Annotated in this window: 22 protein-coding genes and 1 pseudogene; 17 read left to right on the forward strand and 6 right to left on the reverse strand. The window is 66.6% G+C overall.

Features of this window, described 5'->3' with window-relative positions:
* Position 1: 1 nt before the first annotated feature.
* Positions 2-2,950 carry a M16 family metallopeptidase gene (locus SMN802W_RS0111495; RefSeq protein ID WP_019517058.1) on the reverse strand — a complete coding sequence of 983 codons (2,949 nt, stop codon included), beginning with the start codon at positions 2,948-2,950 and terminating at the stop codon, positions 2-4.
* Positions 2,951-3,174: 224 nt separating this feature from the next.
* On the opposite strand from SMN802W_RS0111495, the gene SMN802W_RS0111500 reads away from it, so the two are divergent.
* From SMN802W_RS0111500 to SMN802W_RS0111565, 14 genes and pseudogenes are all read left to right on the forward strand, one after another.
* Positions 3,175-4,029 (forward strand): aspartyl/asparaginyl beta-hydroxylase domain-containing protein, encoded by an 855-nt coding sequence (locus SMN802W_RS0111500; RefSeq protein ID WP_019517059.1) that lies wholly within the window; start codon positions 3,175-3,177, stop codon positions 4,027-4,029.
* 110 nt (positions 4,030-4,139) lie between these two features.
* Positions 4,140-4,712 carry a NifU family protein gene (locus tag SMN802W_RS0111505; RefSeq protein WP_026326045.1) on the forward strand — a complete coding sequence of 191 codons (573 nt, stop codon included), beginning with the start codon at positions 4,140-4,142 and terminating at the stop codon, positions 4,710-4,712.
* A 42-nt stretch (positions 4,713-4,754) separates the two neighbouring features.
* Complete coding sequence (locus SMN802W_RS0111510; RefSeq protein WP_019517061.1) at positions 4,755-5,348, forward strand: malonic semialdehyde reductase; 594 nt, start codon at positions 4,755-4,757, stop codon at positions 5,346-5,348.
* A 60-nt stretch (positions 5,349-5,408) separates the two neighbouring features.
* Positions 5,409-6,056, forward strand: a complete 648-nt coding sequence (gene tsaB / locus SMN802W_RS0111515; RefSeq protein WP_019517062.1) for a tRNA (adenosine(37)-N6)-threonylcarbamoyltransferase complex dimerization subunit type 1 TsaB — start codon at positions 5,409-5,411, stop codon at positions 6,054-6,056.
* Complete coding sequence (rimI, locus tag SMN802W_RS0111520) at positions 6,053-6,526, forward strand: ribosomal protein S18-alanine N-acetyltransferase (RefSeq protein ID WP_019517063.1); 474 nt, start codon at positions 6,053-6,055, stop codon at positions 6,524-6,526. Before tsaB ends, rimI begins: the two co-directional genes overlap by 4 nt.
* A 58-nt stretch (positions 6,527-6,584) precedes the next feature.
* Entirely contained in the window at positions 6,585-7,007 is a 423-nt protein-coding gene (locus tag SMN802W_RS0111525) for a Fur family transcriptional regulator (protein WP_019517064.1), read from the forward strand.
* 10 nt (positions 7,008-7,017) lie between these two features.
* The gene (locus tag SMN802W_RS0111530; protein ID WP_019517065.1) at positions 7,018-7,734 is read left to right on the forward strand and encodes a lysophospholipid acyltransferase family protein; all 717 of its coding nucleotides are present in this window, start codon (positions 7,018-7,020) and stop codon (positions 7,732-7,734) included.
* A 35-nt stretch (positions 7,735-7,769) separates the two neighbouring features.
* Positions 7,770-9,104 carry a tRNA (N6-isopentenyl adenosine(37)-C2)-methylthiotransferase MiaB gene (miaB, locus tag SMN802W_RS0111535; RefSeq protein ID WP_019517066.1) on the forward strand — a complete coding sequence of 445 codons (1,335 nt, stop codon included), beginning with the start codon at positions 7,770-7,772 and terminating at the stop codon, positions 9,102-9,104.
* Between the two features lie 82 nt (positions 9,105-9,186).
* Positions 9,187-10,188: a PhoH family protein gene (locus SMN802W_RS0111540; protein ID WP_026326047.1), complete on the forward strand. Its 1,002-nt coding sequence runs from the start codon at positions 9,187-9,189 to the stop codon at positions 10,186-10,188.
* The gene (gene ybeY / locus SMN802W_RS0111545; protein ID WP_019517068.1) at positions 10,185-10,697 is read left to right on the forward strand and encodes an rRNA maturation RNase YbeY; all 513 of its coding nucleotides are present in this window, start codon (positions 10,185-10,187) and stop codon (positions 10,695-10,697) included. Before SMN802W_RS0111540 ends, ybeY begins: the two co-directional genes overlap by 4 nt.
* 10 nt (positions 10,698-10,707) lie before the next feature.
* Positions 10,708-11,622: a hemolysin family protein gene (locus SMN802W_RS0111550; protein ID WP_019517069.1), complete on the forward strand. Its 915-nt coding sequence runs from the start codon at positions 10,708-10,710 to the stop codon at positions 11,620-11,622.
* Between the two features lie 147 nt (positions 11,623-11,769).
* Positions 11,770-13,988 (forward strand): annotated as a pseudogene (gene katG / locus SMN802W_RS16950) (catalase/peroxidase HPI).
* A gap of 283 nt (positions 13,989-14,271) precedes the next feature.
* A complete protein-coding gene (locus tag SMN802W_RS0111560; protein WP_019517070.1) occupies positions 14,272-15,618 on the forward strand; it encodes a PQQ-dependent sugar dehydrogenase in 1,347 nt (448 codons plus the stop codon).
* 29 nt (positions 15,619-15,647) lie between these two features.
* The gene (locus SMN802W_RS0111565) at positions 15,648-15,878 is read left to right on the forward strand and encodes a hypothetical protein (RefSeq protein ID WP_156818853.1); all 231 of its coding nucleotides are present in this window, start codon (positions 15,648-15,650) and stop codon (positions 15,876-15,878) included.
* A 260-nt stretch (positions 15,879-16,138) separates the two neighbouring features.
* On the opposite strand, the gene SMN802W_RS0111575 is transcribed toward SMN802W_RS0111565, so the two are convergent.
* Together SMN802W_RS0111575 and SMN802W_RS0111580 are read right to left on the reverse strand one after the other, a co-directional pair.
* Positions 16,139-16,441: a polyhydroxyalkanoic acid system family protein gene (locus tag SMN802W_RS0111575; RefSeq protein ID WP_019517073.1), complete on the reverse strand. Its 303-nt coding sequence runs from the start codon at positions 16,439-16,441 to the stop codon at positions 16,139-16,141.
* The gene (locus SMN802W_RS0111580; RefSeq protein ID WP_019517074.1) at positions 16,438-16,872 is read right to left on the reverse strand and encodes a VOC family protein; all 435 of its coding nucleotides are present in this window, start codon (positions 16,870-16,872) and stop codon (positions 16,438-16,440) included. The genes SMN802W_RS0111575 and SMN802W_RS0111580 overlap by 4 nt, the downstream gene beginning before the upstream one ends.
* A 129-nt stretch (positions 16,873-17,001) precedes the next feature.
* On the opposite strand from SMN802W_RS0111580, the gene lnt reads away from it, so the two are divergent.
* Positions 17,002-18,543 carry an apolipoprotein N-acyltransferase gene (gene lnt / locus SMN802W_RS0111585; protein ID WP_019517075.1) on the forward strand — a complete coding sequence of 514 codons (1,542 nt, stop codon included), beginning with the start codon at positions 17,002-17,004 and terminating at the stop codon, positions 18,541-18,543.
* Positions 18,544-18,591: 48 nt separating this feature from the next.
* Complete coding sequence (metK, locus tag SMN802W_RS0111590; RefSeq protein WP_019517076.1) at positions 18,592-19,809, forward strand: methionine adenosyltransferase; 1,218 nt, start codon at positions 18,592-18,594, stop codon at positions 19,807-19,809.
* A gap of 33 nt (positions 19,810-19,842) precedes the next feature.
* Here the strand turns inward: metK and SMN802W_RS16955 are convergent, their stop codons facing one another.
* Genes SMN802W_RS16955 through SMN802W_RS0111605 form a run of 3 tightly spaced genes read right to left on the reverse strand, consistent with a single transcriptional unit; the run spans position 19,843 to position 21,997 of the window.
* A complete protein-coding gene (locus tag SMN802W_RS16955; protein WP_019517077.1) occupies positions 19,843-20,460 on the reverse strand; it encodes a phosphatase PAP2 family protein in 618 nt (205 codons plus the stop codon).
* Positions 20,457-21,290 carry a formate/nitrite transporter family protein gene (locus SMN802W_RS0111600; protein WP_019517078.1) on the reverse strand — a complete coding sequence of 278 codons (834 nt, stop codon included), beginning with the start codon at positions 21,288-21,290 and terminating at the stop codon, positions 20,457-20,459. Before SMN802W_RS0111600 ends, SMN802W_RS16955 begins: the two co-directional genes overlap by 4 nt.
* A gap of 23 nt (positions 21,291-21,313) precedes the next feature.
* Positions 21,314-21,997 (reverse strand): hypothetical protein, encoded by a 684-nt coding sequence (locus SMN802W_RS0111605; protein WP_019517079.1) that lies wholly within the window; start codon positions 21,995-21,997, stop codon positions 21,314-21,316.
* Positions 21,998-22,149: 152 nt separating this feature from the next.
* Between SMN802W_RS0111605 and trmB the strand changes: the two genes are divergently transcribed.
* Entirely contained in the window at positions 22,150-22,830 is a 681-nt protein-coding gene (gene trmB / locus SMN802W_RS0111610; protein ID WP_019517080.1) for a tRNA (guanine(46)-N(7))-methyltransferase TrmB, read from the forward strand.
* Positions 22,831-22,916: the final 86 nt, after the last annotated feature.

Consider the following 22,916-nt stretch of genomic DNA (forward strand, 5'->3'; position numbering starts at 1 on the left):
GCTATTTTGTGGCCGGGGTACTCGCGATGGCAGCCTTCTTCGGCATCACCGCCAGCGTCCAGTCCTTCGACGGCAAAAGGTATTTCGCCGCGGTCGCCTGAAGCAGTGGGGGGGTAATGCTCGTCATGTCGGTGACGATGCTCTGCGTCGCCTCGACCCGCTTGGGATCATAGCTTCCGCCCTGCATCTGCATCAGCCAGAACTGGTTCCCCGACGAGGCACGCGACATATATTGCAGCATCGGCACGATCGTGCGCTTGAGCTCATCGGGACCGATCGGGGTCGACACCAGTTCGGCCGCGATCTGGCGCGAGAGCTGGAAGAACAGCGGCACCTTGTCGGGCGCGACCTGCCCCAGCGCGATCAGCCGCCCGCCGCCGGGCAGCCCGGTCGGCCACTGGCTCTGCGCGCTGGGCGAGTAGCTCGCCCCAGCGACCGAGCGCAGCCGCTCGAACAGCCGGTCGGAGAAGACCGCGGCGAGCACGTCGAGCCGACGCGCCTCGGCATGGTCGGCCGATCCGCCGCCGGTCGGCCACGCGATCACCGCCGCCGCCTGCGTGTCCGCGCCGTCATGCGTCAGCTGCACCGGCGTCGCGTTGTGCGCGGGGAAGCGCACCAGGGCAGCGCTGGTGGCAGCAGGCGTGCGGAGTTTCAGCGCGCCGAAGCTCTTGGCGATCGCGGCGACCGCCTCGTCCGCCTTTACATCGCCGAACACGTCGACCTCGATCGGCCCGGTCGCGAGCAGCGGCTCGAACAACTTGCGGAAGTCGGGGGCGTTCAGCGCCTCGATCTGCCCAAGCGTCGGCGTGCCCCAGCGCGGGTCGCCGTCACGCAGCAGGCGTTCCAGATCGCGCGACAGCACGCCGTCGGGTGACGACGACAGCCCAGCATAGCCCGCGAGTGCGGCGGCGCGCGCGCGTGCGACCGGTTGCGGATCCCACCCCGGCGCGGCGAGCTTCGCCGCCATCAGCGTCAGATTGTCGGAATAATCGCCCGGCGTCGTGATCGCGCTCAGCGTAAAGGCATCGTCGCCGATGTCGAAGTCGAGCCCCATGCGGCGTCCGGCGGTCAGCTGGTCGAGGTCGCCCTGGCGCAGCTTGCCGATACCGCTCGCCACCAGCGCGTTGTCGCCCGCCCAGGCGACGGTCGGCTTGTCGCCGGGCAGGGCGAGATTGCCGCGCCCGAAACGCACGCGCAGATAGACGCGCCCGGTCTCCGACGAATTCGGGTATAGCAGCGCGCGGACGCCGTTCGAAAAGGTCACCTGCTCGATACCGGGATCGGCTGTCACCGTGGCGCGGGTCACGACCTTCCCCGGCGTGCCGAGTTTCGGCACCTTGGAGAAGTCGACCGCCGCCTGCTGGCTGCGCTTGCCCGCGAGCTTCGACACGTCGGCCTTGAGCGCGGCGGCGAGCTTCGCGGCGGCGCCCGCATCGGGCGTGCGCGTGTTGAGCATGGCGCGCGTCGCATCGCCCTTGAACAGCCGGTTTGTCGATTCGAGCATCGCGGCGGGCGTGAAGAACCCCTTCGCGCGCGCGTCCTGCAATATCTTGTACGAAGTCTCAGGCCCCGCGACCGTCTCGCGGATGTCGAGCGCGCCGACCATGTCGTCGGCCTGCTTGGTCCCCGCTTCGACGCGCGCGGTGGCGACGTCGTTCTTCATCGCGGCATCGAACTCGGTCAGCTCGCGGTCGACCTCGGCTTGCGTCGGCGCGGTCGCCATCGCGTCGGCGATCACCGCGCGCACGTCCTTGAGCGCTGCCTCCCAATCGTCGCCCAAGGGCACGATGTTGGTGAAGGTGCCGTTGGCCGATCGCGACACGTCATCAAGGCTGACCGAGGCTTGCAGGAAGCTGCCCCCTGCCCGCGCCCGCGTCTCCAGCCGGCGGTTGATGACGCGCAGCGCGACGAAATCGACCAGCCGCTTCTGATTGAAGATGATCGTGTCGTCGCGGTATTCCCACGGGCGCAGCACCGCGGTCGCGACGATCGGCGGCAGCGACGGCTCGACGACGGTTCTGGTCGGGGGCGCGCTGGGGTCGGGCTTGCCGAAACTGGGTGCGGGAACGGCAGGCCCGTGCCCGGTCCAGCTCGCGAAATTCTTGACGATCAGCGTCGCGGCCGTGGCGGGATCGATGTCGCCCGACAGGATCACCACCGTGTTCTCAGGCCGGTACCAGCGATCGTGGAACGCCTGCACCGCCGCCGGCGTCGCCGCCTCCAGCGTCTTGATCGTGCCGATCGGCGAGCGGTTGGCAAGCGGCTGCCCCGCGAAGAAGGTTTCGCGCAGCGCGTCGCCGTAGCGGACCTGCGGCCCCGGCGCCTCACGCTGTTCGGCGAGGACGGCCGGACGCTCGGCGGCGAGGCCCTGCGCGGTGATCGCGGGTTCCTGCATCATGCCCGCGAAAATCTTGAGGCTCTCGTCGAGGTTTACCTGCGTCGCGCCGGGCAGGTCGAGCTTGTAGACCGTCTGCGTCGGCGTGGTCGACGCGTTCGAATCAGAGCCGAAGGTCGCGCCGAAACGCTGCCAAACGCGCTTCGCCTCGCCGTCGGGCACGTATTTGGAGCCACGGAACGACAGATGCTCGATCAGGTGCGCGAAGCCCTGTTCGTCATCCTTCTCGTACAGCGATCCCGCGTCGATGCGGACACGGACCGCGACCTGCCCCGGCGGGACGCCGTTCTTGCGCACCGCGTAGCGCAGGCCGTTCGGCAGGCGGCCGAAATACCACGCCGGATCGGGCGGGATGTCCGATCCCTTGAACAGCCATGGCGCGGTATCGACCTTGACCGAGGCCGGATCGACCGGCGTGGCGTCGGGCGTCGACGGCTTTACGGCTGGAGCAGGCTTGCCGTTCCCGACGCGCTGACCGGCGGCGGCCGGTACCAGCGCGGTGGCGAGGAGAAAGGCGACGAGCGGCTTGGACAGCGCGCGTGCGGAAGAAACCATATGCGGTTACTTGTAGGGCTGCCGGTGCGCCACTGCAACGTTCGCGCGCAACGCCGCTCTCCCGTCCTTTGCCTGGCAACACACCGTTACGCGCGTACGCCGAACGGCCAATGATCGCCGCGACCCTGCCATCATTTCGTCGTCTTGGCTGCCTAATCGCCTGATTCCCGGCCCAACATCATCTAGTAACGCCGGAACGGGTGACGAGGAGACGAAAGCACGCGATGATTGCAGAAGAGGTCGCACGGTCGGTCACCTGGCGCAGCGACACGCCGACAACGACGACTGTTACCAACCCTGCACCGAACATCATTTCCGGCGCACCGGCCGCAGGCGCTGCGATGCAGGCCGAGCGCAACCGGCCGCTCATCATCCGCGTCGGCAAGCATCTGCGCGGGATGTTCGACTGGCTGATCGCGGGATCGTCGCTGGTCCCGAACGACCCGGTGCTCGACGTGCGCGACTTCGCCTGGTCGCAGGGCTTGCGCGATCGCTGGACGGCGATCCGCGACGAGGCGATCGGCGTCGCGCTCGTTGGCCACGCCGCGCCCAGCCTCGCCACGATCTCGCCCGACCATCGCTCGATCGCCGAGGTGGACAAATGGCGCTCGTTCTTCCTCTGGGGCTATGGCTACCCGATCGACGACAATCTGGCGCGCTGTCCTGAGACCAAGGCGGTGATCGAGGCGATTCCGGGGCTGAACTCCGCCTTTTTCTCGATCCTGGCGCCGGGGACGCATATTCCGGCACATCGCGGCGTGACCAAGGGGCTGATCACCTGTCACCTGGGGTTGATCGTGCCGCGCGACGGCGACGTCCGCATGCGCGTCGACCAGCGCGTGGTCCGCTGGTGCGAGGGGCAGACCCTGGTCTTTGACGACACCTACGATCATGAAGTGTGGAACGACACGGCGAGCACGCGGGTCGTGCTGCTGCTGCAGGTCGAACGCCCGCTCAGGCAGCCGGGCAAGTGGTTCGCCGACCTGTTCCTCGGCTTCGTCAAGCGCAGCGCGTTCGTGCAGGAAGCGCGCGACAACGTCGCCAGGTGGAACGCGGCGGTGAAGCAGCTCGACGTTTGAGCGACACGCTCACGGCCTCAAGGCATGGCCAAGGTGCACGACGCACGCTGAAACGATCGCTTTCGTGCCCGCGGCTTGATCCGGCCGGTCGCGTGCGCCACATCGCCGCCATGCTGATCGAAACAGAAGCCACGCCGAATCCGGCGACCCTGAAGTTCCTGCCTGGGCGTGTCGTCATGGACGCCGGCACGCGCGATTTCGCCACGCCCGAGGAAGCCGAGGCAAGCCCGCTGGCGCAAGCGCTGTTCGATCTGGGCGACGTGACCGGCGTGTTCTTCGGGCGCGATTTCGTGTCGGTGACCGCGGCGCCGGGTGTCGCCTGGGGGACGCTCAAGCCCGACGTACTCGGCATCCTGATGGATCATTTCGCGGCGCAGATGCCGCTGTTCCGCCCCGCCTCCGCCGGCTTTTCGGTTCCGGCAGAAGAGGAAGCATTCGCCGACGATCCGGCCGACGCCGACATCGTTGCGCAAATCAAGGACCTGATCGACACGCGCGTTCGCCCGGCGGTGGCGAATGACGGCGGCGACATCGTCTATCGCGGCTTCGACAAGGGCAAGGTGTATCTGCGCATGCAGGGCGCCTGCGCCGGCTGCCCGTCCTCCAGCGCGACACTCAAGAACGGCATCGAGCAGTTGCTGCGCTATTACGTGCCCGAGGTGAGCGAGGTTCGCGCGGTCTGATCGCCGTTACCCCCCTCCTTCATCCACGCCCCGGAGCCTTCCATGTCTCATCCTCTGAACGATGCCGCGCTCGACCAGCTCTTCCGCACCGCACGCAGCTACAACGGCTACACCGACCAGCCGGTCACCGAGGATGATTGCCGCGCGATCTGGGAACTGGCGAAGATGGGTCCGACCTCCGCCAACCAGCTGCCGGCGCGGCTGGTGTGGTGCACCTCCGACGCGGCAAAGGCGAAGCTCGCCGCCTGCTGCTCCGAGGCGAACAAGCCTAAGGTGCTCGGCGCACCCGTCACCGTCATCGTCGGCATGGACACCGATTTTCATGAACACCTGCCCAAACTGTTCCCGCACACCGATGCGAAAAGCTGGTTCGACGGCAATCGCGAGCTGCGCGAGGCGTCGGCATTCCGCAACTCGTCGTTGCAGGGCGCGTATCTGCTGATCGCGGCGCGCGCGCTCGGGTTCGATACCGGGGCGATGTCCGGTTTCGACGGCGGCGCGCTCGACAAGGCGTTCTTCGCAGGCCAGCCGGCGGTGCGCACCAACTTCATCATGACGATCGGTCACGGCGACGCGTCGTCGATCTTCGATCGCAGCCCGCGCCCCACATTCGAGAAGTTCAACACGGTTGCATGAAGCGGCGCGGGCGGCGAAAGCCTGCGCCATGTTTCCGTGCCTTTCACTCCGGTCGCTGCCGTGAGCCACGCTGACCGCCTGCTCGTGATCGATACCGCGACCGCCGCCTGCTCGGTCGCACTGTTCGAAGGCGAGACGTTGCTTGCACGCCAGCACCACGTGGTCGGGCGCGGCCATGCCGAGCGGCTGTTGCCGATGATCGCGGATCTGCCCGATGGTGGACGCGCGCAGCACATCCTGGTCGATGTCGGACCGGGCAGCTTCACCGGCATCCGCGTTGGGATCGCGGCGGCACGCGCGCTGGCGCTCGGCTGGGGTGGGGAGGCGCGTGGCTATAGCGCGCTCGCATTGATCGCTGCTGCGGCGCTGGCGAAAGGCGACATGTCCGAACTTGCCGTCATCACCGAAGGCGGGCACGGTGAGGTCTTCATGCAGGCGTTCGCCGCTCCCTTCCTTGCGCTGGACGAGGTGCAGTCGCTGCGCCCCGAAGCCGCGCTCGGCGCGCTCGGCGCGCTCGGCGGACGCCTGGCGATCGGCAGCGGCACGCGTTGGCTCGCGGACATCGATCTCGATTTTCCGATCGTTGAAGCGTGGCCTGACGCCGCCCACGCCTTGCTGTTGCCGCCCGACTACCGCAGCCTCTCGCCTGCGCCGCTCTACGGCCGCGCACCCGATGCCAAGATCCCGGCGCCCAAGGTAGCGCGGTGAGCACCCAGCTCCGCATGGTCGAACTCGCCAACGGCCGCGTCAGTGACGCCGACGCGGTGGATCGCGTCATGCAGGCGGCGTTCGACCCGCGCTACGGTGAGGCGTGGACGCGTGCGCAATGCGTCGGCATCCTGACCATGCCGGGCGTGTGGCTGACACTTGCGAAAGCTGAGGGCGAGGTGGTCGGCTTCGCGCTGGTTCGCGCCATCATCGACGAGGCCGAGCTGCTGCTGATCGCGGTCGACCCGGCGCACCGTCGGCGCGGCGTGGCAGGTGCCCTGATGCGATCGCTGCTGGCGGAGTGTCGCGGACGCGGGGTCAAGCGTATCCATCTCGAGGTTCGCGCGAACAATGCGGCGCTGGCACTCTACACCGGGGCCGGCTTCACCAAGGCGGGCGAGCGGCGCGACTATTACCGCGCGAAATCGGGCGAAGCATTCGACGCGCACACCTATGCGCGTGACCTCTAGCCCTTTTGCGAGTCGCTAGCGCTTTTCGCAACAAGCCTTAGCCTTTAAGAGCCGCCTCATGCCTCGCAACATCGATCTCGAAGCCCTCTGCCATCAAAAGGGCCTGCGCATCACCGAGCAGCGCCGCGTCATCGCGCGCGTCCTGTCCGAAGCCGACGACCATCCCGACGTGGAAAAGGTGTACGAGCGCGCATCCAAGATCGACTCCGGCATCTCGATCGCGACCGTCTACCGCACCGTGCGCCTGTTCGAGGAGGCCGGCATCCTCGACCGCCACGATTTCGGAGACGGTCGCGCGCGCTACGAACCCAGTCCCGAGGCGCACCATGATCATCTGATCGACGTCGAAACCGGCAAGGTGATCGAGTTCGTCGATCCCGAACTGGAGCAGTTGCAAAAGGCGATCGCGGAGAAGCTCGGATTCCGCTTGGTCGATCACCGGATGGAATTGTACGGCGTCAGCCTCAGCCGCAAGGACTAGGCGGGTTCGCATGGCCGGCGGGGTTCGCACCGCGGCGCGGCTGACGACGCTGATCGTCGCGCTCCTGCTCGCGTTGCTGTTGCATGCACTGTGGCGGCTGGTGCGCGCGCCCTCGCCTTGGCCGCGGCGGTTCCTCGGCACCGTGGCAAGGATCGTCGGCGCTCGCGTGCGCGTCATCGGACGGCCGCTCACGCGCGACGTGGTCGTGCTCGCCAATCACCTGAGCTGGATCGACATACTGCTGCTTGCCGGCGCCAACGGCAGCGCGTTCGTCGCCAAATCGGAGTTGCGCGGCGCGCCGCTGATCGGCTGGCTGTGTACACTCAACCACACGATCTTCGTCGCCCGCGGCGACCGGATGAACGTAGCGGCGCAGGTGGCGCAACTGCGTGATGCGTTGCGCCGTCCTTGGCCGGTGACGATCTTCCCCGAAGGCACGACCGGCGACGGTGTGACGCTGCTGCCGTTCAAGGCGGCGCTGCTCGGCGCGCTCGACCCCGCACCCGCCGGGCTGATGATCCAGCCGGTTCGGATCGACTACGGCGCAGCGACGGCGGAACTCGCCTGGGTCGGCGATGAGCCCGGCGTGGATCACGCGCGCCGCGTACTCGCGCGCGCCGGCCGCTTCACCGCGACGCTTCACTTCCTCGAACCCTTCGCTCCAAACGGCAATCGCAAGGCGATCGCGGCCGAGGCACGCGCGCGGATCGTCGCCGCCGTCCGGTAGCAGGGCAAGTGTAGCGATTACCGGCACTTTGCCCTATGGGCGCACGCATGAAGTCGCCCCCGAAAACCTTTCACGTCAAGTCGTTCGGCTGCCAGATGAACGTCTACGACGGCGAGCGCATGGCCGAACTGATGGCGGCCGATGGCCTGACCGCGACCGACGACGCGAACGCCGCCGACCTCGTCGTGCTCAACACCTGCCACATCCGCGAAAAGGCGACCGAGAAGGTCTATTCGGACATCGGCCGCATCAGGAAGCATGCCGGCAAGGACGGGCGCGCGCCGATGATCGCGGTCGCGGGCTGCGTGGCGCAGGCCGAAGGGGCCGAGATCGTCCGCCGCGCCAAGGTCGACGTGGTGGTCGGACCGCAGGCGTACCACAACCTGCCGCGCCTCGTCGCCGATGCGGCCTCCGGCACCGCCGCGCTCGACACCGACATGCCGCTCGCGTCCAAGTTCGGCGCGCTGCCCGCCAGGCGGAAGGTGGGCCCGAGCGCCTTCCTGACCGTGCAGGAGGGGTGCGACAAGTTCTGCACTTACTGCGTGGTCCCTTACACGCGCGGCGCCGAGGTCAGCCGCTCGTTCGCGCACGTGCTGGATGAGGCAAGGGCGCTGGTCGACGCCGGCGCGCGCGAGGTCACACTGCTGGGACAGAACGTCAATGCGTGGGAGGACGTGGACGGGCGCGGCCTGCACGACCTGATCCGCGCGATGGACCGCATTCCTGGCCTGTCGCGCATCCGCTACACCACCAGCCACCCCAACGACATGCGCCAGGGCCTGATCGACGCGCACCGCGACGTGGAAAGCCTGATGCCGTTCCTCCATCTGCCGGTGCAGGCGGGATCGGACCGCGTGCTCAAGGTCATGAACCGCAGCCACACGCGCGACAGCTACCTGCGCCTGCTCGACCGCATCCGCGCCGCGCGCCGCGACATCGCGTTGTCGGGCGACTTCATCGTCGGCTTTCCGGGCGAAACCGAGGCAGAGTTTGCCGAGACGCTGAGCCTGGTCAACGCGGTCGGCTACGCGCAGGCGTTCTCGTTCAAGTACAGCCCCCGCCCCGGCACGCCCGCCGCCGACATGGCCGGACAGGTCGCGCCGGAGGTGATGGACGATCGCCTGCAACGATTGCAGGCCGCGCTCAATCGCGATCAGGCCGCGTTCAACGCGCAGGCGGTCGGACGCACGTGCCGCGTGCTGGTGGAGCGGCGCGGCAAGCTGCCCGGCCAGTGGCTCGGCAAGTCGCCGTGGCTGCAATCGGTTCACCTGCTCGGTGACTACGCGATCGGCGACCTGATCGACGTCGTGCTGACGCAGGCTGGCCCGAACTCCTTGACCGGCGAGGCCCAAGTGGCGGTCGCGGCCTAAGCGAATTCTCGTGCGCGGCTTTCAGGGCAGTTGCGCGCGCGCCCGCGAGTGCTCACCTTGTGCGGGTAAGTGAAAGGACCGCATGAGTCGCAAGCCTGCTCCCGCCCAGATGGGTGAACGTGCCCGCGTCGAACTTTTGTTCGACAAGCCGCAACTGCTGGTACAGCTGTTCGGCCAATATGATCAGCATCTGGTCGCGCTGGAGAACCGGCTGGGGGTCTATATTACCGCGCGCGGCAACCGCGTCGGTCTGGAGGGCACCGCCGAGCAGGTCGCGCTCGCACGCGACGTGCTGAACGACCTGTACCAGCGGATCCAGCGCGGCGAGGAGGTCGATACCGGCCTAGTCGACGCATCGATCGCGATGGCGGCTGAACCGGTGCTGAGTGGCATCATCCGCGCCGACGCCGGGCAAGGCGCGCCCTCCGTGATGATCCGCACGCGCAAGAAGACGATCGTCCCGCGCACACCGGCGCAGGCGCATTACATGCGCGAGCTGACCACGCACGACATGATCTTCGCGCTCGGCCCCGCGGGCACCGGCAAGACCTATATCGCGGTCGCGCAGGCGGTGGCGCAGTTGATCACCGGCAGCGTCCAGCGGTTGATCCTGTCGCGCCCCGCGGTCGAGGCGGGCGAGAAGCTCGGCTTCCTGCCCGGCGACATGAAGGAGAAGGTCGATCCCTATCTTCGCCCGTTGTACGACGCGCTTCACGACTGCCTGCCGGCCGAGCAGGTCGAGCGGCGGATCGCGAGCGGGGAGATCGAGATCGCGCCAATCGCGTTCATGCGCGGCCGTACGCTCGCCGACGCGTTCGTGATCCTCGACGAAGCGCAGAACACCACGCCCGCGCAGATGAAGATGTTCCTGACCCGCTTCGGGCAGAACAGCCGCATGGTGATCTGCGGCGATCCGAACCAGACCGATCTGCCCGGCGGCGTCCGTGCCAGCGGGCTGGCCGACGCCACGCAGCGGTTGGACGGGGTCGAGGGAATCTCGCTGTGCCGCTTCAGCGCCGCCGACGTCGTGCGCCACCCGATCGTCGGGCGCATCGTCGAGGCGTACGAAGGGGTCGAGGGATGATCCATGTCGAGCTGACCTGCGAGCAACCGTGGGACGGCATCGCCGACTGGGAGGCGCTGACGCTCGCCGCCGCGCGTGCGGCCGTGTCGCGCACGCCGCACGGCGAACTGCTGACCACACCGGCGCACGTCGAGGTGAGCGTCCGGCTGACCAGCGATGACGAGGTCCACGCGCTCAACCGCCAGTATCGCGGCAAGGACAAGCCGACCAACGTGCTGTCGTTTCCGATGGTGCAGCCCGACCTGATCGCAACCGTGACGCAGAACAGCGACGATGGCGAGGTGCTGCTGGGCGACATCGTGCTCGCGCACGGCGTCTGCGTGAGCGAGGCGGCAGAGCGCGGCATTTCGGTCGAGCAGCACCTGTCGCACCTGATGGTGCACGGCACGCTTCATCTGCTAGGCTATGATCACGGCACCGATGAAGAGGGCGACGCGATGGAGGAAATCGAACGCGCGGCGCTCTCCGATCTCGGCATCGCCGATCCGTATCTGATCCGAGAGGAATGACGCAGCCACCATGGCCGAGGACCGAAGTAGCGCCGCGCACGGCGGCGACTCCAATGAACAGAATATCTGGAGCGGGTTGCGCAACCTGATCTTCGGCGAACAGCGCGAAGAAACGCTGCGCGATCAGCTCGAAGAGGTGATCGACCGGCATGAGGGCGATCCCAGCCCTGACGCGAAGGGCGACCTGACCCCGCTCGAACGGCAGATGGTGCGCAACCTGCTCCACTTCGGAGAGCGCGATGCGGGCGACGTCGGCGTGCCGCGCGCAGACATCGTCGCGGTCGAGGAACGCACCACCTTCGACCATCTGGTGCAGGTGTTCGCCGAGGCTGGCGTCAGCCGCCTGCCCGTCTATCGCGAGAACCTCGATACGATCATCGGCATGGTCCACATCAAGGACGTGTTCAACATCCTGGCGCGCTCGGCCGACAAGCCCGCGGACATCGCGGCGCTGATCCGCCAGCCGCTCTACGTCCCGATGTCGCGCGGCGCGCTCGACCTGCTCGCCGACATGCGCCAGACGCGCGTCCATCTGGCGGTCGTGCTCGACGAATATTCGGGCACCGAAGGCCTCGTAACGATCGAGGACTTGATCGAGGAGATCGTCGGCGAGATCGAGGACGAGCATGATGAGGCGCCTGCCCCGCTGCTGGTGCCGATCGACGGCGGCGCGTGGGACGCCGACGCGCGTGTCGAACTGGAGGACGTCGCCGAGGCGATCGATCCGCGGCTTGCCGAGGTCGAGAATGACGTCGACACGATCGGTGGGCTGACTGCAGTGCTTGCCGGGCATGTGCCGGTGGTGGGCGACTGCCTCGACCATCCGAGCGGCTGGAAGATCGAGGTGATCGACGCCGACGAACGCCGCGTCAATCGCGTCCGCCTCCACCCGCCGGTGACGCCGCCGGACAGTGACGATGACTGATCGAGCGTGACGATCAATCCAGGCGTGATTTCGTGTTTCCCCGATCAATCGTCACACGCTAGACACGCGCATCGACTATCCCAAGCCACGCTTCCGCGATGAGCGGAGCCAAGTGGCCTGAATGCGCCGACGAGGAGCCAGAAGAACATGGACGCGATTACCGAAGGCAGCCCGATCAACGATCCCGACAAGCAGCCTGCCGCGATGCGTTCGCTGCTGGGTCGCACCGCGCGCGACTGGTGGCCCGACACACTGCCGCTTGAGATCCTGCAGACCGATGGTCAGCCCGCCAACCCGATGGGCGCGGAGTTCAACTATCGTGAGGCGTTCAAGACGCTCGACTATGCCGCAGTAAAGGCAGACCTGACCGCGCTGATGACCGAGAGCCAGCCGTGGTGGCCGGCCGATTACGGTCACTATGGTCCGTTCTTCATCCGCATGGCGTGGCACTCGGCCGGCACCTATCGCACCGGCGACGGTCGCGGTGGTTCGTCGTCGGGCGCACAGCGGTTCGCGCCGCTCAATTCGTGGCCGGATAACGGCAACCTCGACAAGGCACGTCGCCTGCTCTGGCCGATCAAGCAGAAGTATGGCCGTGCCTTGAGCTGGGCCGACCTGTTCATCCTGACCGGCAACGTCGCGATCGAGTCGATGGGGGGCCGACCTTCGGCTTCTCGGGCGGGCGCGAGGATGTGTTCGAGCCACTCAAGGACATCTATTGGGGCACCGAGGAAGAGTGGCTCGGCCAGACGCGCATCGACGAGGAAGCGGGCCTGGCGCTCGAGAGTCCGCTTGCCGCGATCCAGCACGGTCTGATCTACGTCAATCCTGAGGGTCCGGGCGGCAAGCCCAACCCGATGGGCTCGGCGCGCGACATGCGTGAGACGTTCGCGCGCATGGGCATGAACGATGAGGAAACCGCCGCGCTGACCGCGGGCGGCCACACCTTCGGCAAGGCGCACGGCAACGGCGACGCGTCCAAGGTCGGCAAGGAGCCGGAGGGTTCGGACATCGCGGCGCAGGGTCTCGGCTGGACCAGCACCCACGGCACCGGCATGGGTGACGACACGATCACCTCTGGGATCGAGGGCGCGTGGACGCCGACGCCGATCACCTGGGACATGACCTACTTCGACATGCTCCTGGATCACGACTATGAGCTGACGAAGAGCCCGGCGGGTGCGAATCAATACCATCCGGTCGGCGATCCCGAGGACACGCTTGCCCCGTCGGCGCACGTCGAGGGCAAGAAGGTCCCGACGATGATGACCTCGGCCGATATGGCGCTGCGCGAGGACCCCGCCTACCGCGCGGTGATGGAGAAGTTCCGCGCCGATCCGGCCTACTTCGCTGATGCATGGGCGCGTGCGTGGTTCAAGCTGACCCACCGCGACATGGGTCCGAAGCAGCGCTACATCGGCCCGGAAGTGCCCGCGGAAGAGCTGATCTGGCAGGATCCGATTCCGAAAGCCGATTACGCGACCATCGACCAGTTCGACGTCGCCTCGCTCAAGCAGGCGATCGCTAACTCGGGTCTGGAGATCAGCGAGCTGGTCACCACTGCTTGGGCGTCCGCCTCGACCTACCGCAAGTCGGATCATCGCGGCGGCGCCAACGGTGCGCGCATCCGCTTTGCGCCGCAGAAGGACTGGGACGTCAACGAGCCCGAGCAGCTCGCCCGCGTCCTCTCGGTCTATGAAGGGCTGAAGACCGAGTTCGACGGCAAGGGTGAGAAGAAGGTGTCGATCGCCGATTTGATCGTTCTCGGCGGCAACGTCGGGATCGAGGCGGCGGCGAAGGCGGCGGGCAAGTCGATCGAGGTGCCGTTCACCCCGGGCCGCACCGACGCACTGGAGGAGCAGACCGACACGGCGAGCTTCGACGTGCTGGAACCCAAGGCCGACGCGTTCCGCAACTACCTGCAGGTGCGCTTCACCGTGCCGACCGAGGAGTTGATGGTCGACAAGGCACAGCTGCTCGGCCTGTCGACGCCCGAGATGGCGGTGCTGGTCGGCGGGCTGCGCGTGCTCGGCACCAACCACTCGAACGCGAAGCAGCACGGCGTCTTCACCGATCGTCCGGGGCAGCTGACCAACGACTTCTTCGTCAACCTGCTCGACATGAAGACGGCGTGGAAGCAGGTCGATGAGAAGAGCGACCAGGAATATGTCGGCACCGACCGCCTGACCCACGAGCACAAGTGGACCGCGTCGCGCACCGACCTGATCTTCGGCTCGAACTCGCAGCTGCGTGCGGTGGCCGAGGTCTACGCAATGGATGATGCGGGCGACACGTTCGTCAGCGACTTCGTGGCGGCATGGACCAAGGTGATGAACGCGGATCGCTACGATCTGCTCACCGCCTGACGCATAACCGTTCGCTTGTGCGGCTGGGCGCTGCCCGGTAGCGCCGCGGACAACGGCTCGGTGGGGGGCGGAACGCGGGCTGCGTTCCGCCCCCTGCCCTTGGGATCGGCGGAACAAGCCCTTCGGGTCGCAACCCAAGACGCTGAACCGCCGAGGGCCGCCGGCATGCCCCCCATGCCGGCGGTCCACCTCATTTTCATGGTCCCAGGACCGCGCTCGAGTCTCACGAGCCCGACTCCACAAGCATCGTGCATCGTAATACGATCGCGCGTACATGGGTGCCATGCTCAAGCATGTGCTCGCCGTCTTCGGCCTGATCGCCCTTATTGCGGTCGCAACCCTGATCTATCTCGCCTGGCCCGACAAGGCGCGGCTGGACGTCAACGCAGTGGCGGGCGGTCGCCCCGACATCACCGCACCGCGTGAGCAGGTGATTCCGACCGTCGGCACCGCCGATCCGATCGGCTGGAAGAACGGGGAGCGTCCGACGGTCCCCGCCGGACTGACGGTTCAACCGTTCGCGACTGGCCTGTCCCATCCGCGCTGGCTCTATCGCCTGCCTAACGGCGACGTGCTGGTGGCCGAGACCAACTCGCCGCCTCGCGAGGGTGGAGGCATTCAAGGCTGGGTGATGAAGCACCTGCTCGGCAAGGTCGGCGCGGGCGTTCCCTCGGCCAACCGCATCACCCTGCTGCGCGACGCGGATGGTGACGGCGTGGCGGAGCTGAAGACGGTATTCATGACCGGTCTCAACTCACCCTCGGGGATGACGCTGTTCGACGGTCAGCTCTACGTTGCCAACACCGACTCGCTGGTGCGCGTGCCGTACACCAGCGGTCAGACGAAGATCACTGCCAAGCCTGAGCTCGTCGTGCGCTATCCGGGCGGCGGCAATCACTGGGCGCGCAACGTCATCGCGTCGGAGGATGGCCGCACCCTGTACCTGTCGGTCGGCTCGTCGACGAACATCGCCGACAACGGGCTCGATCAGGAGCACAATCGCGCAGTGATCCTGCAAGTGTATCCGAAGGAGAAGACGTTCCGCATCTACGCCGCGGGCCTGCGCAATGCGAACGGCATGGCGCTCAACCCCGACACGCGCGCGCTATGGACCGTCGTCAACGAGCGCGACATGCTCGGCTCCGACCTGGCGCCCGATTACCTGACTGCCGTGGAGTTCGGCGATCACTTCGGCTGGCCGTGGTATTATTGGGGCGGCTATCCCGACACGCGGGTCGAGCCGAAGAACCAGGAATTGCAGCAATATTCCAAGCGCCCCGACTATGCGCTCGGACCGCATGTCGCGGCACTCGGCCTATCCTTTGCGAATGAGACGCGTCTGGGTGACCGCTTCGCACGTGGCGCCTTCATCGGTGAGCACGGATCGTGGAACCGCAAGCCACTGTCAGGCTACAAGGTCGTGTTCGTGCCGTTCACGCCGCAAGGCTGGCCGGTAAAGGGCGCCAAGCCGATCGACGTCATGACCGGCTTCGTCACGCCGGACGGCGAGGCACACGGGCGTCCGGTCGACGTGAAGTCGGATGCGCACGGCGGCCTGCTGGTCGCAGACGATGTCGGCAACACGATCTGGCGGGTCAGTGCGCCGCAGCCGATCGCGCGCGCACGCTGATCGACTGTTCGGCGACGGTGGCGAGCGACGTGGTCGCGGCGCTGCGTCGGGGCGCCGACGCCGTGCTCTTCATCGGAACTACTGTCGCCGTCGCCAAGGCGACGCAATATGCGGCGGTCGATCAGCTAGGCGCGTCGCTAGGCTTTGCCACCGCCTCGCTGATCGGTGTCGTACCGATCGTCTTTTGCGCTGCGTTGATCAAGCGTCGCTTGGACCTGCGCAAACGCCTTCGTGACGATCAAGGTCAATCAATCAGGTAATCGTCTAGAACGGCAGCAAGCTCATGGCACGATGCGCAGCTCGAGTGCGCGCACCTCATGATCGTCAGCCGGATCGACTCGAGCACATCGCGGTGAAGCATCACCAGCGCGGCAGTCTCAAGGCTTGGCTCGACCGTAGAAATAGCCGGCGCATCAAGCACCGGAACCATGATGTTACGCATACGATAGACAACCCCTTCTCGAACAAAGCGGGTCAGCCTAACCTTCGTTGCGCGTAGCTCCGTTGTGGAGGCAATCTTCTACTCGAGCAGCTTCGGGCCTTCCTTCTGCAGCTTGGCACGCAACTGGTCGCCGAACATGGCGAGGAAGCCGGGCAGCTCGAACGAGGCGTGCACGTTGCTGTCGCCGACGTCGAGCCGCACCGCAACGCGCTGTCCCATTCCTTCCGCCACGAAGTTGAGCGTGTCGCCGCTCCACTGATGCTCGGCGACATGACCCCCGGGGATGAAGCCGGCGAGTTTCCCGAACCCGCCTTCGATCCGCTGCTTGGCGGCAGCCTTGCCCAGCCGGTGCGGCAGGTCGACTTCGATCGGCTGGGTCATGCGGATACCTCCTCGGTCGCGAACAGCATGGCGTCATCGGCGAACGCCTTAAACTCCAGCGCGTTGCCCGACAGATCGCGGAAGAACATTGTGGCCTGTTCCCCGACCTGTCCCTTGAAGCGAACGTGCGGTTCGATGTCGAACGTGACGCCGGCCGCCGCGACGCGGTCGGCGAGCGCGTGCCAGTCGGTCATCGTCAGCACGACGCCGAAATGCGGCACCGGCACGTGGTGGCCATCCACCGCATTTTCGACCGCGACCGGCTTCGCTGCGGGATCGAGGTGCGCGACGATCTGATGCCCCATCAGGTCGAAATCGATCCACTCGGCGCTTGATCGACCCTCATCGCAGCCGAGCACGCCCGCGTAGAAGGCGCGCGCGGCGGCAAGGTCGTGGACCGGAAAGGCAAGGTGGAACGGCCTGAGTGTCATGCCCGTATGATACGGCGTCTCGTGGCGAGCGCTACCCGTTTGTTGCACGCACGTCGCGCTTGTGCGCTCGACCGCGCTCGCTCAAACAGCCGCGAGCCGTGGGTCCTGCGGCGATCCAAGGAAGCCGGCTTGTCTCACCTGTTCACCCGCTACCCCGCGCTCACCGCGTTGATTCTCGGCGCGGTGGCGGCGTGCGGGTTCGCGCCGCTGCAACTATGGCCGCTGACGCTCGGCTGTTTCGCCGTGTGGATGTGGCTGGTGCACGACGCGCCGACGTGGAAGGCGGCGTTGTGGCGCGGCTGGGTGTTCGGTGTCGGACACTTCACGATCAACGACAACTGGTTCCAGCACGCCTTTGATTTCCAGGACAAGATGCCGCCGGTGCTCGGTTACGTCGCGCCGCTCGCACTCGCGCTTTACCTCGCGGTGTTCCCGATGGTCGCGGCCGGGATCGCTTGGCGAGTGCGTGTCCGGCGCATCGATTTCGGCTGGGTACTGCTGTTCGCCGCGACATGGAGCGCGACCGAGTGGGTAAGAAGCTGGCTATTCACCGGCTACGCCTGGGACCCGCTTGGCGTCATCTGGGTACCGGTGCAGCCTGTTGCGATGCTGTCGCGGTGGGTCGGCACCTATGGACTGTCCGATCTGACGATCGCGCTTGCGGGATCGATGCTCGTTTTACCACGCCGCGCGCGCCTTGCGGCGAGTGGCGGCGTGATCGCGGCGCTGCTCGTGGCACAGGCGCTGAGCTATCGCGAGGCTCCGGCGCCGCTTGGCCCCACCACCGCGCGCCTCGTCGTCGTCCAGCCCAACGTCGCGCAGGACGAACGCGGCGAGAGCGACGGCGAGATGATGCTGCGACGGCTGTCCGCGCTATCGGGACGCCCCGGCACTGCGCCGCGGCTGGTGCTGTGGCCCGAAGGCGTCGTGCGCGACTTCGTCGAGGATGGCTATCCGCTCTGGGTCTACGGCAATCGCAGCCCCTACGTGATACGCGAGCGGATGGCGGCGTTGCTCGGCCCGCGCGACCTGCTGCTGATCGGTGGCACCGCGCTCAACTTCAAGTCCGATGGCGACATCGCGTCGGGTTACAACTCAGTCTTCGCGATCACGCCCGACGCACGCATCGCGGTGCGCTACGACAAGGCGCATCTGGTGCCCTACGGCGAGTACCTGCCAATGCCGTGGCTGCTCAAACCGCTCGGCCTTGCGCGGCTAGTGCCGGGTGACGTCGACTTTCTGCCCGGCCCCGGCCCGCGCACGCTCGACACGGCCGCCTTCGGCGCAATCGGGGTGCAGATTTGCTACGAGATTATCTTCTCAGGGCAAGTGATCGACCCCAAGCATCGTCCAAGGCTGTTGTTCAATCCGTCGAACGACGCCTGGTTCGGACGCTGGGGACCGCCGCAGCATCTGGCGCAGGCACGAATGCGCGCGATCGAGGAAGGGCTGCCGATCGTGCGCGCGACCCCGAACGGCATCTCGGCGGTGATCGCCGCCGATGGTGCGCTGCTCGCAACTGTTCCGCACATGAAGGCTGGCGCGATCGAGGCGGCGCTGCCGGCACCGGCGGCTCCGACGCTGTTCTCGCACGTCGGCAACTGGATGGCGGCGGTCGTCGCCGCGCTGCTGATCGCCGCGGCCCTTGTCCTGCGTCGTCGTGCGCGATAGGAGGTGACTTAAAGCTATCTTTATATCGTTATCTGTTGCGGAGCTATCATGCGCCAGTCGTTCCTGTTCACCTCTGAGTCCGTGTCCGAGGGCCACCCCGACAAGGTCGCCGACCAGATTTCCGACGCGATCGTCGATCTGTTCCTGTCAAAGGATCCGCAGGCGCGCGTCGCGTGCGAAACGCTGACCACGACCAACAAGGTCGTGCTGGCGGGCGAAATCCGCGGCAAGGGCGTGTATGAGAACGACGCCTGGGCGCCCGGCATCGAGGAAGAGATCGAGCGCACCGTGCGCGAGACGGTCCGCCGCATCGGCTACGAGCAGGACGGCTTCCACTGGCAGACGTTCGACTTCTCGAACAACCTTCATGGCCAGTCGGTGCACATCGCGCAGGGCGTCGATGAAAGCGGCAACAAGGACGAGGGCGCGGGCGACCAAGGCATCATGTTCGGCTACGCCACCGACGAAACGCCGGGCCTGATGCCGGCCACGCTGTATTACAGCCACAAGATTCTTGAGCGCATGGCCGCCGACCGCCATTCCGGCGCCGCTCCGTTCCTTGAACCCGATGCGAAGAGCCAGGTCACGCTGCATTACGAGAACGGCGTGCCGGTCAAGGCGACCGCGCTGGTCGTCTCCACGCAGCACAAGCAGGGCTATTGCGAGATCGGCGACCATGCCGACGCGACAAAATATGCCGAGCTGCGTGATTACGTGAAGGGCGTGTTCACCGATGTGCTGCCCGAGGGGTTCGTCTCCGACGACACCGCGCTCTACATCAATCCGACCGGCACGTTCGAGATCGGCGGTCCCGATGGCGACGCCGGGCTGACGGGTCGCAAGATCATCGTCGACACCTATGGCGGTGCGGCCCCGCATGGCGGCGGCGCGTTCAGCGGCAAGGACCCGACCAAGGTCGACCGCTCGGCCGCCTATGTCGCGCGCTACCTTGCCAAGAACGTTGTTGCGGCGGGTCTGGCGAAGCGCTGCACGATCCAGCTTTCCTACGCGATTGGTATCGCCGAGCCGCTGTCGGTCTATGTCGACCTGCACGGCACCGGCAAGGTCGATGAGGCAGCATTGGAGCAGGCGCTGCCCAAGCTCGTCCGACTGACCCCGAAGGGCATCCGCGAGCATCTGAAGCTCAACGCGCCGATCTATTCGAAGACCGCCGCCTATGGTCATTTCGGGCGCGAGCCCGAGGGCAACACCTTTACCTGGGAGAAAACCGATTTGGTCGACCAGCTAAAGGCTGCTGTCGCCTGATCTGATCTGGTCCGAACGTCGAATGGTCCTCCGCTACGCAGATGTGGCGGAGGGCTTTTTCTTGGCTCGCTCGCGCTTGGCTACTACGCGCGTAAGACGATCGAGCACGTGGCCGGCTGCGCGTTCCGACACCCATCCAACCGCTGCGCCGCTAAGTACGTCGGTCAGGTAATGGGCACCGCGCGGCACCTGCGTCGCTCCGGCTACCGTTGCGAGGATGCGCGCGGATGTGCCGAGCGCGGGCAGTTCGTGCGCGACGGCCTGAGCAACAGCGATCGCGCCGGCGGTGTGACCCGAGGGGAAGGCGTTTTCCGCACCATCGTCGGTGCCGCTACCGGGCTTGATTTCGGGCTCTTCGTCCACCGCGTTCGGGCGCAGGCGGTCGACGCTGCTCTTCAGCACCGTCTTGGCTGCATTGGCGAAGAGGTGCGCCGTCAGCATCCGTGCGCCCATGCGCGCCACGCGCGCGTTGCCCGCAGCCACTCCCGCGACCATCGTGGCCCCGCTCAGCAGCATCAGCGGCCGCTCGTCGGCCAGCTTCGCCAGCGGGGTGAGCGTACGGACCAGCACACTATCCTGAAGGGCAAGCACCGGCTGGATCAGGCGATGCTCCGCCTTGGCGACCCGGTCCAGCGCCCAGGCGCCGCTCAATGTCCGACTCCCTGGTCGGGCATCTCGGGCCTGACCTGACCATGCGCGAGAACCGCGAACAGCCCTGCCCCGCCAACCAGATTGCCGAACACCGCCGGCACGATCTTCGTCAACAGCGCGCCGGCTGCGTCGATCCGCCCACTCCACAGCAGCGTGAACGCCTCGGCCGAGCCCACCACCGCGTGGCTCAGGCCGGTCGCGCCGACGACATAGGTAACCGCAAAGATGACGAGGAACGACTGCTCGCGCGCGTTAGGCAGCATCCACGCGATCGACGCAATCATGAAGCCGGCGGGGATCGCGGTCCAGAATGTCGCCATAGCATCGTGCTTCAGGATCGCTTCCGACACGCTCACCATGGCATCACGCAACGACGCATCGACCAACGGCAGGTGGGTCAACGCAAGCGTGGTCAGCGCTGTACCGGCAAGGTTGGCGACGATGACGAGCAACCAGAGCCGCAACGTTCGCTTCAGCTTCCACAGCGACGGCCGTGTCACCAAAGGCAGCATCGCGGTGATCGTCGATTCGGTAAAGAACTGCATTCGCCCGAGGATCACGATCACGAACCCGATCGGATAACCGAGCGAGACGATCAACGTGCGCCACGGTGTCTCGCCGATATGGCTCTCGATCGCGCCCTCGGCCAGGAGCGAAGCGTTGATCGCGAACCCGGCGGCGAGCCCCGACCAGAGCAGCGAGGCGGCAGGCCGGGCGACCTCCTCTTCGCCTTCCTCGCGCACCGCACGATGGAGTTCCTTGGCGTCGGCCGCCTTAAGTTCCTCAATGTCCTCGTCGTCGCTGCGCGTCGGCGCGTGTTGCTGTGACATCGCTGTTGAACCAGCGACAGGGTTCAGGGTTGCACCGCTGCCGTATAGGCGCCGAACGGCTCGGTCATCAGCACGCGGTCGCCGCGCAGCACCTGCACACCGCCGCCACCGCGGAGCGGATCGGTCGAGACGAAGACGCGGTAGGTGTAGCCGTTGTTGGTGAAGTGGTAGACGTTACGCGCACCGCGATGCTCTAACAACTGGCCGTTCGCGATCGTCAGCGACGCGTGGGTGTCACGACCGCCCCATGGCTGCTCGATTTCGGCCAGCCGCGCGTCGTCATTGTAACTGCGGTAGAGATAGCCCCGCGTGGGCGTCGCGGTGATCTGAACCGAGCGGCGTGGCGTGACGCCCAGCACGCGCGTTTGCGGCGCAAAGCGGCAGTTGGTGATCTGCTGCCCCCATTTGACCGACGTGACCGCGGGCGTCGTCGCGCCCGGTTCGACGATCGCGGGATTGAGCGCGTGGACCCAGCCGAGCTGCTCGCCGCCACCACCGGTCAGCGGATAATAGATCTGGTTCATGCCAGGGTCGCCGCGGCCCAGCGTCGCGTCGTTGCCGGTCGCAGCAAGGCCGGGCTTGGCGAGGGCCCACAATCGTACCCGACGACCGTTGGTGGGCGCGGAGAGGACCAGAACGTGATCGCGGTTGGTGGCGTCGCACACGAACGCCGCCGCACTCCATCTGCTGCCCGGAGCGGCGAACATCGAGATCGAACGCGTAGAGGCATCTTGCGCGCTAACCCCGCCAGCGATCGTGGCAACTCCGACCGCTGACACCACGGCAAACATCGCTGCCACTGCCCGCCGCATGTTTCTCTCCGTTCCGTTTTCGCGCGGCAGCGGTTAGGCGCGCGCAGATGAACGATCCCACAACGATCCGCCGGCTCTACGGACGCCGGCAAGGCCATGTGCTGCGCGCGGGACAAGCCGCGCTGGTCGACGACATGCTGCCGCGCGTCGCGGTGCCGACCGATGGCGCGCTGACCGCCGAGCGGCTGTTCGGCGACAAGCGACCCTTGCAGGTTGAGATCGGCTTCGGCGCGGGCGAGCATCTCGCCGAGCAGGCAAAGGCGGCACCCGGCACTGGCTTCATCGGATGCGAGCCGTTCCTGAACGGCGTCGTCGGTGCGCTCGGCCATATTCGCGACGAAGATCTCGACAACGTCCGCGTCCATATGGGCGACGCGCTCGAGGTGATGGAGCGGCTGCCCGACGCCAGTCTCAACCGCGTCTACCTGCTCCACCCCGACCCATGGCCCAAGGCGCGCCATGCCAAGCGTCGGATGATGAACCACGGTCCGATGGACCTGATCGCGGCGAAGCTGAAGCCCGGCGCGGAGTTCCGGCTCGGCACCGATGACGAGATCTATTGCAGATGGGCGATGATGATCATGGACCAGCGCCGCGACTTCGTCTGGCAGGCACGAAGCCCGCGCGACTTTCTCGATCGCCCGGAAGACTGGCCCGAGACACGCTACGAACGCAAGGCACGCCGCTACGGACACGAGGTTTGGTATTTCCGCTACCTGCGGGTGTGATCGTCCAAGCCTAAGCAACGCAGGCTACTCGGGTGAGCGGCCAGCGCGCCGCTCACCCCCTTCGCAACGCCGGTCCGACCGGCGAC

Source organism: Sphingomonas sp. Mn802worker, assembly GCF_000382485.1.
Lineage (GTDB): Bacteria > Pseudomonadota > Alphaproteobacteria > Sphingomonadales > Sphingomonadaceae > Sphingomonas.

Excerpts from the sequence above, each read along its gene's own strand:
- ybeY (WP_019517068.1), top strand. The coding sequence starts at position 10,185 with ATGATCCATGTCGAGCTGACCTGCGAGCAACCGTGGGACGGCATCGCC.
- SMN802W_RS0111500 (WP_019517059.1), top strand. The coding sequence starts at position 3,175 with ATGATTGCAGAAGAGGTCGCACGGTCGGTCACCTGGCGCAGCGACACG.
- metK (WP_019517076.1), top strand. The coding sequence starts at position 18,592 with ATGCGCCAGTCGTTCCTGTTCACCTCTGAGTCCGTGTCCGAGGGCCAC.
- SMN802W_RS0111575 (WP_019517073.1), bottom strand. The coding sequence starts at position 16,441 with ATGACCCAGCCGATCGAAGTCGACCTGCCGCACCGGCTGGGCAAGGCT.
- SMN802W_RS0111580 (WP_019517074.1), bottom strand. The coding sequence starts at position 16,872 with ATGACACTCAGGCCGTTCCACCTTGCCTTTCCGGTCCACGACCTTGCC.
- trmB (WP_019517080.1), top strand. The coding sequence starts at position 22,150 with ATGAACGATCCCACAACGATCCGCCGGCTCTACGGACGCCGGCAAGGC.
- SMN802W_RS0111560 (WP_019517070.1), top strand. The coding sequence starts at position 14,272 with ATGCTCAAGCATGTGCTCGCCGTCTTCGGCCTGATCGCCCTTATTGCG.
- SMN802W_RS0111540 (WP_026326047.1), top strand. The coding sequence starts at position 9,187 with ATGAGTCGCAAGCCTGCTCCCGCCCAGATGGGTGAACGTGCCCGCGTC.
- SMN802W_RS0111525 (WP_019517064.1), top strand. The coding sequence starts at position 6,585 with ATGCCTCGCAACATCGATCTCGAAGCCCTCTGCCATCAAAAGGGCCTG.
- SMN802W_RS0111505 (WP_026326045.1), top strand. The coding sequence starts at position 4,140 with ATGCTGATCGAAACAGAAGCCACGCCGAATCCGGCGACCCTGAAGTTC.
- SMN802W_RS0111550 (WP_019517069.1), top strand. The coding sequence starts at position 10,708 with ATGGCCGAGGACCGAAGTAGCGCCGCGCACGGCGGCGACTCCAATGAA.
- SMN802W_RS0111605 (WP_019517079.1), bottom strand. The coding sequence starts at position 21,997 with ATGTTCGCCGCTCCGGGCAGCAGATGGAGTGCGGCGGCGTTCGTGTGC.
- SMN802W_RS0111495 (WP_019517058.1), bottom strand. The coding sequence starts at position 2,950 with ATGGTTTCTTCCGCACGCGCGCTGTCCAAGCCGCTCGTCGCCTTTCTC.
- miaB (WP_019517066.1), top strand. The coding sequence starts at position 7,770 with ATGGGCGCACGCATGAAGTCGCCCCCGAAAACCTTTCACGTCAAGTCG.
- SMN802W_RS0111530 (WP_019517065.1), top strand. The coding sequence starts at position 7,018 with ATGGCCGGCGGGGTTCGCACCGCGGCGCGGCTGACGACGCTGATCGTC.
- SMN802W_RS0111600 (WP_019517078.1), bottom strand. The coding sequence starts at position 21,290 with ATGTCACAGCAACACGCGCCGACGCGCAGCGACGACGAGGACATTGAG.
- SMN802W_RS0111510 (WP_019517061.1), top strand. The coding sequence starts at position 4,755 with ATGTCTCATCCTCTGAACGATGCCGCGCTCGACCAGCTCTTCCGCACC.